Below are 12,943 nucleotides of genomic sequence, written 5' to 3'. Positions count from 1 at the left end.
AGGCGTCTAATGCTCTGTGCGGCGGTGCCGAAGCCGAGCAATCGTGGGTCGTTTTTTGCCGGCCGGTTCAGGGCAGCAGCGCCCGGTAATCCTCCACCGCGGCGAATTCCTCGGTGTCCTTGGGCCCCTGGCGGCTGTCCGGCTGGCGCACCGCCAGCAGGTGGGCGACACCGAACGTGCGGGCGCTGCGCAGCACCGGCAGGCTGTCGTCGATGAACAGGCTGCGTGCCGGATCGAAGGGGCAGTCCTGCTGCAGGGCGTGCCAGAACTGCTGGTTCTCCTTGGGGAAGCCGTAGTCGTGGGAGCTGATCAGGCGCTCGAAGTAGGGCGCCAGCTCGATGCGCTCGAGCTTGAGCGACAGCGAGTCGCGGTGGGCGTTGGTGATCAGCACCACGCGCTTGCCGGCGGCGCTCAGGGCCTGGAGGAAGGTGTCGGCGTCCGGGCGCAGGGCGATCAGCTCGGCCACCTCGCGCTTGAGCTCGCGGATCGACAGTTTCAGCTCGCGGCTCCAGAAGTCGGTGCAGTACCAGGTCAGCTGGCCGGCATGTTCGCGGAACAGCGGCAGCAGTTCGGCGTCGGCCAGCGCCCGGCTGATGCCATGGTGCTCGGCGTAGCGTTGTGGCAGGTGCTCGAGCCAGAAATGGTTGTCGAAGTGCAGGTCGAGCAGGGTGCCGTCCATGTCCAGCAGGACGGTGTCGATCTCGCTCCAGGGTAACGGCGGCATGGCAGGGCTTCGGCTATGGTGCGGAGTCTGTCGCGATTCGGCCGGCAGCCGTCGTCTCTCGCGCAATCTCCGCCGGGGCTAATGGGGAAAGCCGGGGTATGATAACCCGCCCGGTCATGCCAAGGAGCCGCCCCATGCGCCAGAAGCCCACCGTACTCGCCCGCGAGATAGTCGCCAGCAGCCGTCTGTTCCGCGTCGAGGAGCTGCAGCTGCGTTTCGCCAACGGCGTGGAGCGCACCTACGAGCGGCTGGTCGGCAAGGGCGTCGGCTACGGCGCGGTGATGGTGGTGGCGATGGTCGACGCCGAGCATGCGCTGCTGGTGGAGGAGTACTGCGGCGGCACCGAGGAATACGAGCTGTCGCTGCCCAAGGGGCTGATCGAGCCGGGCGAGGACGTGCTGGCGGCGGCCAACCGCGAGCTCAAGGAGGAGGCCGGCTTCGGCGCCCGCCGGCTCGAACACCTCACCGAACTGAGCCTGTCCCCCGGCTACATGAGCCAGAAGATCCAGGTGGTGCTGGCCCGCGACCTCTACGAGGAGCGCCTGCCGGGCGACGAGCCGGAGCCGATGCGGGTGGACCGGGTCAACCTGCGCGAGCTGGCGAGCCTGATGCAACACCCGCAGTTCAGCGAAGGGCGCGCCCTGGCCGCCCTGTACCTGGCGCGCGACCTGCTTAGCCAACGCGGAGACTTCGTCCTGTGAACCATCCCCTGATACCCGCGGTGATCCAGCTGGTGCGCGCCGCCGGCAAGGCAACCCTGCCGCACTGGCGCGCCGGCGTGACCGTCACCGAGAAGGCCGATGCCTCGCCGGTGACCGCCGCCGACCTGGCCGCCCACCACCTGCTGGTCGACGGCCTGCGTGCACTGGACGCGAGCATCCCGGTGCTGTCCGAGGAGGCCGCCGACATTCCCCTGAGCGAACGCGGCGGCTGGGAGCGCTGGTGGCTGGTCGACCCGCTGGACGGCACCAAGGAATTCATCGCCGGCAGCGAGGAGTTCACCGTCAACGTCGCGCTGATCGAGCGCGGGCGAGTGGTGTTCGGCGTGGTCGGCCTCCCGGCCAACGGCCGCTGCTATTACGGCGGCGCCGGCCTGGGTGCGCGGCGGGCCGAGGCCGACGGCACGGAAACGGTGATCGGCGTGCGCCTGGCGCCGGCGCAGGCCTTCACCCTGGTGGCCAGCCGGCGCCATTCCAGCCCGGCCCAGGAGCGCCTGCTGGCCGGCCTCGGCGAGCGCTTCGGCGACCTGCAGCTGGTCAGTGTCGGCAGCTCGCTGAAGTTCTGCCAGCTGGCCGAGGGGCTGGCCGACTGCTACCCGCGCCTGGCGCCGACCTCGCAGTGGGACACCGCCGCCGCCCAGGGCGTGCTGGAAGGGGCCGGTGGCGAGGTGCTGACGCTCAAGGGCGAGGCGCTGACCTACGAGGCCCGCGAGTCCCTGCTCAACCCGTCCTTCCTGGCCCTGCCGGCTGCCGCCGAATGGCGCGCCGAACTGATCCAGCTGGCCCGCGCCCTCGACTGAGACTCAGTGTGATGAGGTGGCCCGGATTGCATCCGGGCTATGGGGTATCGCTGCGCTCGCCCCAGCCTGCGCGGCGTTCAGTCGAGCATGTCGCTGTAGCGGTCGTCCCGCTTGAATACCAGCGGCTGGGGGAAACCGGGCACCTTGAGCTGCTCGCTGCCCAGCTCGATGGCCTTGTCGTCGATCAGGTCGTTGCCGAAGTTGTAGATGATGTCCAGCTGACCCAGCAGGGCCTGGCGGTCGTAGTCCTGGGCGGCGGCGCGGGTCTGTTCGCGGCGCGCGGCATAGGCGGCGAAGGCGGCCTCGCCATGGCGCTTGCGCAGCATGCGCTCGGCCACGTGGGGCGCCAGCACCAGGGCGCTGGCGTTGTTGCCGCCGAAGCCCTTGGAGTTGATAAAGCACACGTCCAGCGTCTGCTGGCCGACCTGGCGGTCCTGGGTGGCGATGCTCAGGTGCTGCTGATGGACGTCGTCGGCCACCGCGTCGATGGTCTTGACCCCCGGGATGATGCCGTACTTGAAGCTGCCCAGGGCGGCGATCAGCTGGTCGCCGCTGGCGCTGGCCAGGGAGTGGCCGACGAAGGCCTTGGCCGCGGTGATCGGCCACTGCTCGATGGCGAAGGCCGCGGCGACGCGGTCGAGCAGTTCGGATTCGGTGACCCGGTTGGCCGGGGTGCTGGAGCCGTGGGCATGGACGAAGCTGCGCTGGCGCACGGCGTCGATGCCGAGCAGCTGCACGGCGCTGGCCACCGCCTTGGCCATGGTCAGGTAGTTGCCCGGGCCGGGGGCGGAGATGGACTTCTTGAAGCCGTCGGCGTTGATGAACACGTCCGGCACCGCGCCATGGATGTCGGCCCCCAGCTCCAGGGCCAGCTCGTCGTCCATCAGCACCACGAACTGGCAGGCTTCGGCCAGGGTGAAGCCGCAGTTCTCGCCGAACGGGCGGCTGGCCCGGCGGAAGTCCACCTGGTCCTTGCCCTCGACCTGGCGCAGGCCGTCCTCGGTGGCCAGGGCGCCCATGGCGCCGTAGCCCTCGATGCACTCCTGGTTGATCGGCGCCTCGCTGCTGCCGACTATGACCACCCGCGCCTTGCCCAGGGCGATCTGCTCGACGCCCTTCTGCAGGTTGTAGAGGAAGGTGGCGCAGGCGCCGGTGACGGCGCCGGTGGTGCCGACGCTGCCCAGCACATAGGCGTTGATGAAGTCCGCCGGCATGGAGTTCAGGCCCAGGGCCAACTGCTTGGCGGTGACCCGGCCGCCCTTGAGGCGCGACTGCATCAGGCCGCCGAAGCCGTTCTCGTCCAGCTGGCTCATGATGCAGCTGACGAACACGGCGATCTCGTCCGGCGCCACGCGCTCGACGATCGACTGCCAGGGCAGGCCGGTGGAGCGCAGGGCGTCGGTCACCCCGACCACCGCCATGCTCAGGCCGCGGGGGTGGAAGCGCGAGTTGTAGTGTTCGCTCGGCTCGAAGCCGCTGGGCAGCTGGCCGGCGGACTTGACCGGCAGGGCGCGGTAGCTGTCGACCTTGAACTCGCAGTTGTCGTGCAGGGTGACGCGCACCTCGGCGGCGTTGAGCGCCTCCACCGACCAGTTGGCCGGCAGCGGCTCGGGCAGCTGCTTGCGGCTGGTGATGAAGGTCAGGGGGCTGCCTGCCGTGGCGGCGACGCCGATGCTCTTCTGCCAGTGGGCGGCGTCGACGTCCAGGTAGGTCTTCTCGATGCGCCGCACCAGGGTGGAGGCGAGGATCTGCTCGGCGTAGCGGCTGTCGATCTCGGCCAGATTCAGGGGCGTGCCGTCGAGGGCCTGGTGGGCGCCGTCGACCACGCGCACCAGCTTCATCATCACCGCCAGGCCGGCGAGGGTTTCCTGGCGTGCCCGGCTGTCCATCGATTCGAGCACGGTGCGGCGGAAACCATGGTGAAAGGAGCTGCGGCCGGCTGCGTTATAACCACCAAAACCAACGATTACGGGGAAACGAGACTTCACGCGGGAAACTCCTTCAAATAAGTACGCCAGGACAAGCCGCGGGGCAGCCCAGGGAGGCTTGTCGCCCGCCTGGGGGATGGCTCGGCACGGGCCATTGGCTCGACTGTTCGGATGCCTATGCTGACGCGGCTTTTGACCTGCGAGTCACGATTGCGACCCGGCAGTGCCGTCTCGGCCCCTGGGGTCGGGCGAAATCCGCGCGGCGGATGCGCCGCGGCGGGGGCGTTGTCCCGAGCATCGGCGTGTGCGCCGCCGCTGTCCAGACGCGGCGCCGGCGGCCGATCAACGGCGCAGGCGCTGCCCGTCTGCGGGGCGAAAAAAAGCCCGGCACAGGGCCGGGCGAGGAGTGCAGGCGTGGAGTGCGTCCTGCGTTTAACTCATGCCCAGCCAGTTCGGCAGGGCCAGGGAGACCGCCGGGATGTAGGTGATCACCAGCAGGAAGCTCAGCAGCAGCATCAGCCACGGCCAGGCGGCGCGGATCACCGAGGTCAGCGGCATGCCGGTCACCGCCGAGGTGACGAACAGGTTCAGGCCCACCGGCGGGGTGATCAGGCCGATCTCCATGTTCACCACCATGATGATGCCCAGGTGGATGGGGTCGATGCCGAGCTGGATGGCGATCGGGAAGAGGATCGGGGCGAGGATCAGGATGATCGCCGACGGCTCCATGAAGGCGCCGGCCACCAGCAGCACGATGTTCACCACCAGCAGGAACTGCCAGGGCTGCAGGCCCATCTCGATCACCCAGGCGGTGATGGTCTGGGGGATCTGCTCGGTGGTCAGCACATGGGCGAAGAGCATGGCGTTGGCGATGATGAACATCAGCATGATCGACAGCTTGCCGGACTCCAGCAGCACCTTGGGGCACTCGCGGATGGTCATGTCCTTGTACACGAACAGCGCCACGAAGCCGGCGTAGACCGCGGCCACCGCCGCCGCCTCGGTGGGGGTGAACATGCCCGAGTAGATGCCGCCGAGGATGATCACCATCAGCAGCAGGCCCCAGATGGCCTTGCGCGCGGCGCTGAGGAACTCGCGCAGGCTGGCCCGGGGCATGGCCGGCAGGTTCATCTTGCGCGCGACGATGTAGATCGCCGCCATCAACGCCACGCCGAGCAGCAGGCCGGGCACCACCCCGGCCATGAACAGCTTGCCGACCGACTGCTCGGTGGCGGCGGCGTACACCACCATGACGATCGACGGCGGGATGAGGATGCCCAGGGTGCCGGCGTTGCACACGATGCCGGCGCCGAAGGCCTGGGGGTAGCCGGAGCGGACCATGCCGGCGATGGCGATGGAGCCGACCGCGGCCACGGTGGCCGGCGAGGAGCCGGACAGCGCGGCGAACAGCATGCACGCCAGCACCGCCGAGATCGCCAGGCCGCCACGGATATGGCCGACGCAGGCGTTGGCGAAGTCGATCAGGCGCTTGGCCACGCCGCCGGTGGTCATGAAGGCGCCGGACAGCAGGAAGAAGGGGATGGCCAGCAGGGTGTAGTGCTCGGACGTCTCGAACAGCTTGATCGCCAGCGAGCGCACCGAATCCGGGCTGAACAGCATGATGGTCATGGAGCCGGCCAGGCCCAGGGACACGGCGATCGGCACGCCGATGAACATCAGCAGGAACAGCAGGGCGAAGAGGAACAGGATGGTCATGGCTGGGAATCCTTCTTCGTGGTGTCGTCGTGCTCGGTCAGTTTCATCGCCTCGGCGGCCTCGTCGGCCAGGCCCAGGCCGGTCTGCTGGTTACGCAGGATGCGCACGAAGATCTCCAGGAAGCGGACGAACACCATGGCGTAGCCGAAGGGCACGATGATGTTGATGTGCCACTGCTGTACGCCGTAGTGGCCGAGGTCTTCGGCGCCGATACCGGCGGTCAGCAGGGTGCGCACCCAGTCGAAGCTGGCCACGCTGATCAGCCCGGCGTAGCCCAGGCAGCACAGGCAGGCGATCAGGCCGATGATGCGCTGGGTGGACTTCTTGCACAGCTTGACCAGGGCGTCGACGCCGATATGCCCGGCGGTGCGCACGCCATAGGCCAGGCCGAAGAAGATCAGCCAGGCGAACAGGGCCTTGGTCAGGGCGATGCTCCAGGTCATGGCCTGGGCCATCTCGATCACGCTGTCGCCGATGGCGAAGAACAGGTCGCTGGCCGCCGGCCAGGCGTCACCGAGGTTGTAGAACAGCGTGTAGAGGTTGTTGAGGATCACGTAGACGAATGTCACTAGCGTCATGGTTCCCAGGAGGAAGGCGATAAAGGCCTCCTCGAAATGGTCCCAGACGCGCCGTATGGCGTTCATCGATAACATCTCCAGGGGTGAGGCAAGGGGGCAGGCCCGGCAGGCGTGCCCTGCCGCAGGTGTTCGGCAGCGGGGGCTGGGCGCCACCGCTGCCGCTGGGTCGGGCCGCCGGGCGGCCGGCCCGTCTTACTGGTTGGCAGCGTCGGCGGCCTTGATCAGGTCGGCGCCGATTTCCGCTTCGAACTTGCTCCACACCGGCTTCATGGCGTCGCGCCACTGGCTGCGCTGCTCGGGGGTCAGCTGGATGATCTCGGTGGTGCCGGCGGCGAGGATGCCCTGCTTGGCTTCCTGGTTCAGCGCGTCGGCCTGCCTGTTCACCTCGGCGGCGACTTCGCCGTTGATCTTCTCCAGCTCGCTGCGCACGTCGGCCGGCAGGCCGTTCCAGAACTGGGTGTTGGTGATCAGCATGTAGTCCAGGACGCCGTGGTCGGACTCGGTGATGAACTTCTGCACCTCGTGCATCTTCTGGCTGTAGATGTTCGAGTAGGGGTTCTCGGCACCGTTGACCACGCCGGTCTGCAGGCCCTGGTAGACCTCGGCGAAGCTCATCTTGCGCGGGTTGGCGCGCACCACCTTGAACTGCTCCTCGAGCACGGCGGAGGCCTGTACGCGGAACTTCTGGCCGCGGGCGTCCTTAGGCTCGCGCAGCGGCTTGTTGGCCGACAGCTGCTTCATGCCGTTGTGCCAGTAGCCGAGGCCGGTGATGTTCTTGCTTTCCATGGAGGTCAGCAGTGCCTGGCCCTGGGGGCTCTGCTGGAAACGGTCGACCGCGGCGATGTCGTTGAACAGGAAGGGCAGGTCGAACACCTGCAGCTGCTTGGTGTACTGCTCGAACTTGGCCAGGGACGGGGCGATCAGCTGCACGTCGCCGAGCAGCAGCGCTTCCATTTCCTTGCCGTCGCCGAACAGCGAGGAGTTCGGGTAGACCTCCACCCGCACCTTGTCGCCCAGGCGCTCTTCGGCGAGCCGCTTGAACATCAGCGCGCCTTGGCCCTTGGGGGTGTTCTCGGCCACCACGTGGGAGAACTTGATGACGATGGGGTCGGCCGCCTGGGCCAGGCCGGCGATGGTCAGGGACAGGGCGCATGCCAGCGCCTTGGCAGTGAACTTGAACATACGGGTGCTTCCTCTTGTTGTGCTTATCGCGATGAGCGCCGCAGCGCCGGAAACGGGCGAACAAGGGCAAGTCTAGGCGGTCGGTCGGAAAACGACGGACCCTGGGCAGCGATGGCCTGGACTTGTACTCGTGGGGTCGCCTGCAGGGACTAGAGCAACCGTCATGCCAGATCGCCGAGGGGCCTCGGATTAAGCCTCGAGAGGGCCGGGCAGAGGCTTCTGGAAGGCGTCCAGGGGATGCCTGGAAGCAGGAGGTGGCGGGAACCCGCCACTCACTCGTGATCCTCTGGCGAGCTTCCGCCGGCATCGGCGAAGTTCAGGCCGTGCTTGCGCAACTTGTCGTGCAGGGTCTTGCGCGGTACCCCGAGAGCCTCGGCCAGGCTGCGCAGCGAGCCGTGGGGGCGGCTCAGCTCGGCGCTGATCAGGGCACGCTCGAAGGCCTCCACCTGCTCGCTCAGGTTGCCCCCCGAGGGCGCCGCGCCGGCCGGATCGGACAGCTGGAGCTCCAGCTCCAGGCCCAGGTCCAGGCCCAGGGCGAAGCGTTCGGCGGTGTTCTGCAGCTCGCGCACGTTGCCCGGCCAGGGGTGGCGCAGCAGCAGCGCGCGCTGGCAGGCCTGCAGCTCGCGGGGCGGCAGGCCGTGGCGCTTGCCGGCGGCCTCGGTGAAGTGCTGGAACAGCAGCAGGATGTCGTCGCCGCGCTCGCGCAGCGGCGGGATGCGCAATGGCGCGACGTTCAGCCGGTAGTAGAGGTCGGCGCGGAAGCGGCCCTGGTCGGCGGCCTGGCGCAGGTCCTCCTTGGTCGCGGCGATCACCCGGATGTCCAGGGGGATCAGCTGGTTGCCGCCCAGGCGCTCGACCGCCCGTTCCTGCAGCAGGCGCAACAGCTTGACCTGCACCTCCAGGCTCATGCTCTCGATCTCGTCCAGGAACAGGGTGCCGCCGTTGGCGAATTCGAACTTGCCGATGCGGCGCTTCTGCGCCCCGGTGAAGGCGCCCGGCTCGTGGCCGAACAGTTCGCTTTCCACCACCGACTCGGCCAGGGCGCCGGCGTTGATCGCCACGAAGGGCCCGCCGCGGCGGCTGGACAGGTCGTGCAGGGCGCGCGCCACCACCTCCTTGCCGGCGCCGGTTTCGCCGAGGATCAGCACGTCCGCGGCGATTCCGGCCAGGGCGCCGACCTGTTCGCGCAGGCGCTGCATGCCCGGCGACTGGCCCACCAGGCGGGCCGACAGCTCGTGGCGGTCGCTCAGGGCCAGGCGCAGGCTGCGGTTGTCCAGCACCAGGCGGCGCAGGGCCAGGGCGCGGCGTACGCTGTCGAGCAGCTCGTCGCTGGCGAAGGGTTTCTCCAGGAAGTCGTAGGCGCCGGCGCGCATCGCCTGCACCGCCAGGGGCACGTCGCCGTGGCCGGTGATCAGCAGCACCGGCAGCTCGGGGTCCTGCTGGTGGAGTTGTTCGAGCAGCTGCAGGCCGTCGATTCCCGGCATGCGGATGTCGCTGACCACCACGCCCGGCCAGTCGCGCTCGATGCGGGCGGCGACGCCGCGGGCGTCGGCCAGGGTGGCGACCTTGAGGCCGGCCAGATCCAGGGTCTGGCTCAGGGCCTGGCGCAGGTGCGGGTCGTCGTCGATCAGCAGGACCTGGGTGCGGGCGTCGAGGGGCAGGGTCATAGGGCAAAGTCCTCAGGCGGCTGAATGTTCACGCCGTGCTCGGCGGTGCGCAAGCGCAGGGTCAACAGGGCGCCGCCGGCCGGGTGGTTGGCCAGCAGCAGCTCGCCGCCCAGGGCGCGCATCAGGGTCTCGCAGATCGCCAGACCCAGGCCCAGGCCCTGGGCGCTGGTCTTGGTGGTGAAGAAGGGCTCGCGGGCGCGTTGCAGGGCCTCGGCGGAGAAGCCGGGACCGTTGTCGCGCAGCTGCAGCTCGACGTGTGCGCCGGCGTGCTGGGCGCTGAGCCAGATGCGTCGCGGCGGCGCCTTCTCGCCCAGGGCGTCGAGGGCATTGGCCAGCAGGTTGCCGAGCACCTGGCGCAGGCGGGTCTCGCCGGCCTGCACCCACAGGGTGGCGTCGGGCAGGTCGCGGATCAGTTCGACCTGCATGGCCTGGCGCCGCTTGGCCAGCAGCGCCAGGGCGTCGTCGAGGGCCGGCTGCAGGGCGACGCTCTCGGGGGCGTGGCGGTCGCGCCGGGCGAAGGCGCGCAGGTGGGCGATGATCGAGGCCATGCGCTCGGTCAGCTCGCTGATCTGCCGCAGGTTGCCGCGGGCGTCCTCGCTGCGCTGGTGATCGAGCAGCACGCCGGCGTTGTCGGCGTAGCTGCGGATCGCCGCCAGCGGCTGGTTGAGTTCGTGGCTGATGCTCGCGCTCATGGTGCCGAGGGCGGACAACTTGCCGGCCTGGACCAGTTCGTCCTGGGCCCGCACCAGCTCCTGCTGGGCCTGTTCGCGCTCCAGCACTTCCTGCTTCAGGCGGCTGTTGAGCAGCTCCAGGTCCTGGGTGCGTTCCAGTACCCGCTGCTCCAGCTGCTGGCGCGCCCGGGCATCCAGGGCGATGCGTTCGAGGTAGTGGCGGCGGCGCTGCATCAGCAGGCCGAGCAGCAGGATCAGTACCAGCAGCGCGGCGCCGCCGATGGTGACGGCCGCGCGTACCGGGCGGTCGAGCAGGCTGCGCGGGGCGAGGATATTGGCCGTCCAGCCGATGTCTTCCAGGCGCCGGCCCTGGCGGAGCCAGGCCGCGTCATCGAGCTGCAGCGGTGGCGGCGACTGGATGCGGTAGGGCTGGGTGTCGGCGATGACCGCCCGTTCGGCGTTGTCCAGCGCGCGGGTGGCGTGGAAGCGCCAGTCGGCCCGGGAGGTGAGGATCACCACGCCATAGTTGTCGGTCACCAGCAGCTGTTCGGGGCGGTCGCCCCAGAGGGTCTCGGTGTGGTCCAGGTCGACCTTGACCACCAGCACGCCGAGGATGCGGCGGCCCTCGCGTACCGGCGCGGCGAAGAAGTAACCGCGCTTGCGCGAGGTGGTGCCGAGGCCGAAGAAGCGCCCGTGGCGGCCCTCCATGGCCTCGCGGAAGTAGGGGCGATAGGAGAAATTGCGCTCGACGAAGCTGTCGTGGCGATCCCAGTTGGAGGCGGCCAGGGTCTGGCCGTCGGGCGCCATCAGGTAGATCACGTCGGCGCCGGTCTGTTGTTGCAGGCCGCCGAGCAGGCGATTGGCCTGGTCGCGCAGGCGCGCATCGTCGCGCTCTTGCAGCAGCTGGCGCAGGGTGGGCAGCTTGCTGAGGATCGGCGGCAGCACCTCGTAGCGGCGCAGGGTGCCCAGCAGGTTGGCGACGTAGAGGTCGAGGGTCTGGCCGCTCTGGGCGTTCAGGGCGTCGCGGTAGTAACGCTCGGCCAGCTGCTGCAGGGGCCAGAGCAGGGGGGCCAGGAGCAAGGCCAGCAGGGCCAGGCTGCGCCAGCGCGGGCGACGGGGGGAGGACATCGATGGCATGGGGCGTGGGGCTCTGTCAGGGACGCGCGGATCGAATTCAGGTTGGCCGGGTGGTCGGCATTGAGCAAGCAGCAATATTTGGACCATACTCCGCCACGAAGTGGGCCGTGATGGCCGCTTTGCCGAGAGATATCTATTCCCGCGCAATTCAAGGATGGGCAAGCGCAGTTCGAAACCCCTGGAGGTTTGCGATGCTAGCTCAATTAAGCGTACGTGCTCGTTTGTTCATTCTGGCCCTGGTGCCCCTGAGCGTGCTGCTGGTGGTCATCGCATTGGCCCTGTCCAATGCCAGCCAGCTGAACCAGAAGTTCGCCGAGCTGTTCGGCGATCGCATGCAGCCGATCAGTCAGCTCAAGATCATCTCCGACGCCTATGCGGTGAGCATCGTCGATGCCTCGCACAAGTACCGTGCCGGAGTGTTCGATGAGGACACCTTTCGCGAGGGCATCCGCGATGCCCGCCAGCGGATCGATACGCAATGGCGCGCCTATACCGCGACCAGGCTGACCCCCGAGGAGGCGGCGCGGGCCGAACGGGCCCAGGCGCTGTTCGCCCAGGCCAATCGGCTGATCGACGAGCTGCTGGTCGAAGTGGACAACGGCAAGCTGCGCGGCCAGGAGTCGCTCGGCTTCAACCAGCGCCTGTACGGCGCCATCGACCCCCTGAGTGGCGAGCTGGAGGGGTTGATCAAGCTGCAGCTGGATGAGGGTACGCGGCTCAACGAGCAGGCCCAGGCGCAATACCAGGCCATCCGCACGGGGTTCCTGGTTGCCGGAGGGCTGGCGCTGATCCTGGTGCTGGGCGCGGCGTTGCTGATCGGCTTGTCGATCATCCGTCCGCTGCTGCGTCTGGGGGCGGTGATCGGCGAGGTGCAGCGCAGCTCCGACCTGACCCTGCGGGTGCCGGTCGAGGGGCGTGACGAATTGGCCGGCACGGCGCAGGCGTTCAACGCCATGCTCGAGCATCTGCAGGGGCTGATCCGTCACTTCGGCGATGCCACCACCCAGTTGGCGGCCTCCTCCGAGGAGATGAGCGCGATCAGCCAGCAGGCCAGCCAGGCGGCGAGCGCCCAGGAGCAGCAGACCGAGATGGTGGCGACCGCGGTGCATGAGATGAGCGCGGCGGTGCTGGAGGTGGCCCGTTCGGCCTTGAATACCGCCCAGGCCGCCGGCGCCGCCAGTGGCGATGCACAGCAGGGCAGCGGCCTGGTGCAGGCCAACCTGCAGGCGATCGAGCAGCTCTCCGGCTCGATTCAGCAGGGGGCGGATGTGGTCGACCGCCTGCACAGCCAGAGCGACGAGATCGGCAAGGTGCTGGCGGTGATCCAGAGCATCGCCGAGCAGACCAACCTGTTGGCGCTGAATGCTGCCATCGAGGCGGCGCGTGCCGGCGAGGCCGGGCGCGGCTTCGCCGTGGTGGCCGATGAGGTGCGCAGCCTGGCGGGCAACACGCAGAAGGCCACCGAGTCGATTCGCGGCATGATCGACGCTCTGCAGGAGGGGGCTCGCCGGGCCGTCAGTGCCATGCAGCACTCGCGTGAGCAGGCCCAGGTCAGCGTCGAGCACGCCCGGCGTTCCGGCGAGGTGCTGACGGTGATCGCCGGTGCCATCGAGGGCATCGCCGATGGCAATGCGCAGATTTCCACCGCCACCGAAGAGCAGACCGCGGTGGCCAATGAGATCAGCGAGAACGTCAGCCGCCTCAACGACAGCATTCGCGGCGTGGTCAATGGCGCCGAGCAGAGCTCCCTGGCCAGCCGCGACCTGGCTCAGTTGGCCGCCGGCTTGCAGGTGCAGGTGCAGCGCTTCAAGGCCTAGGTGG

At 68.7% G+C, this 12,943-nt stretch carries 10 protein-coding genes and 1 pseudogene; 4 read left to right on the top strand and 7 right to left on the bottom strand.

Translation table 11 applies throughout. The features are described from left to right. Window positions 1–67: 67 nt before the first annotated feature. The gene (yrfG, locus tag ACSX1C_RS13875) at window positions 68–724 is read right to left on the bottom strand and encodes a GMP/IMP nucleotidase (protein ID WP_439886608.1); all 657 of its coding nucleotides are present in this window, start codon (window positions 722–724) and stop codon (window positions 68–70) included. Between the two features lie 134 nt (window positions 725–858). On the opposite strand from yrfG, the gene nudE reads away from it, so the two are divergent. Together nudE and cysQ are read left to right on the top strand one after the other, a co-directional pair. Beyond that, window positions 859–1,425 carry an ADP compounds hydrolase NudE gene (nudE, locus tag ACSX1C_RS13870; protein ID WP_439886607.1) on the top strand — a complete coding sequence of 189 codons (567 nt, stop codon included), beginning with the start codon at window positions 859–861 and terminating at the stop codon, window positions 1,423–1,425. Further along, window positions 1,422–2,243: a 3'(2'),5'-bisphosphate nucleotidase CysQ gene (gene cysQ, locus ACSX1C_RS13865; protein ID WP_439886606.1), complete on the top strand. Its 822-nt coding sequence runs from the start codon at window positions 1,422–1,424 to the stop codon at window positions 2,241–2,243. Before nudE ends, cysQ begins: the two co-directional genes overlap by 4 nt. Window positions 2,244–2,320: 77 nt before the next feature. Here cysQ and ACSX1C_RS13860 read toward each other — a convergent pair whose 3' ends face one another. From ACSX1C_RS13860 to ACSX1C_RS13835, 6 genes are all read right to left on the bottom strand, one after another. Continuing rightward, window positions 2,321–4,231: a beta-ketoacyl synthase gene (locus ACSX1C_RS13860; RefSeq protein ID WP_439886605.1), complete on the bottom strand. Its 1,911-nt coding sequence runs from the start codon at window positions 4,229–4,231 to the stop codon at window positions 2,321–2,323. A 372-nt stretch (window positions 4,232–4,603) separates the two neighbouring features. Continuing rightward, complete coding sequence (gene dctM / locus ACSX1C_RS13855) at window positions 4,604–5,887, bottom strand: C4-dicarboxylate TRAP transporter large permease protein DctM (protein ID WP_439886604.1); 1,284 nt, start codon at window positions 5,885–5,887, stop codon at window positions 4,604–4,606. Continuing rightward, window positions 5,884–6,531, bottom strand: a complete 648-nt coding sequence (locus ACSX1C_RS13850; protein WP_439886603.1) for a TRAP transporter small permease — start codon at window positions 6,529–6,531, stop codon at window positions 5,884–5,886. The genes dctM and ACSX1C_RS13850 overlap by 4 nt, the downstream gene beginning before the upstream one ends. A gap of 126 nt (window positions 6,532–6,657) precedes the next feature. Then, window positions 6,658–7,647, bottom strand: a complete 990-nt coding sequence (dctP, locus tag ACSX1C_RS13845; RefSeq protein WP_439886602.1) for a C4-dicarboxylate TRAP substrate-binding protein DctP — start codon at window positions 7,645–7,647, stop codon at window positions 6,658–6,660. A gap of 272 nt (window positions 7,648–7,919) precedes the next feature. After that, window positions 7,920–9,314 (bottom strand): sigma-54-dependent transcriptional regulator, encoded by a 1,395-nt coding sequence (locus ACSX1C_RS13840; protein WP_439886601.1) that lies wholly within the window; start codon window positions 9,312–9,314, stop codon window positions 7,920–7,922. After that, the gene (locus ACSX1C_RS13835; RefSeq protein ID WP_439886600.1) at window positions 9,311–11,122 is read right to left on the bottom strand and encodes a sensor histidine kinase; all 1,812 of its coding nucleotides are present in this window, start codon (window positions 11,120–11,122) and stop codon (window positions 9,311–9,313) included. Before ACSX1C_RS13835 ends, ACSX1C_RS13840 begins: the two co-directional genes overlap by 4 nt. Here ACSX1C_RS13835 and ACSX1C_RS13830 point away from each other — a divergent pair. Both ACSX1C_RS13830 and ACSX1C_RS13825 read left to right on the top strand, forming a co-directional pair. Continuing rightward, window positions 11,116–12,081 (top strand): annotated as a pseudogene (locus ACSX1C_RS13830) (MCP four helix bundle domain-containing protein); the annotation flags it as partial. The gene ACSX1C_RS13835 and the pseudogene ACSX1C_RS13830 sit on opposite strands and share 7 nt — an antisense overlap. Next, window positions 12,076–12,939 (top strand): methyl-accepting chemotaxis protein, encoded by an 864-nt coding sequence (locus tag ACSX1C_RS13825; protein WP_439889424.1) that lies wholly within the window; start codon window positions 12,076–12,078, stop codon window positions 12,937–12,939. The pseudogene ACSX1C_RS13830 and the gene ACSX1C_RS13825, both read left to right, overlap by 6 nt. Window positions 12,940–12,943 lie beyond the last annotated feature (4 nt).

It is taken from the genome of Pseudomonas sp. MBLB4123, from assembly GCF_051904775.1.
Lineage (GTDB): Bacteria > Pseudomonadota > Gammaproteobacteria > Pseudomonadales > Pseudomonadaceae > Aquipseudomonas > Aquipseudomonas benzenivorans_B.
The sequence above is the reverse complement of the archived record's forward strand: the minus strand, read 5'-3'. Positions and strand labels throughout refer to the sequence as shown.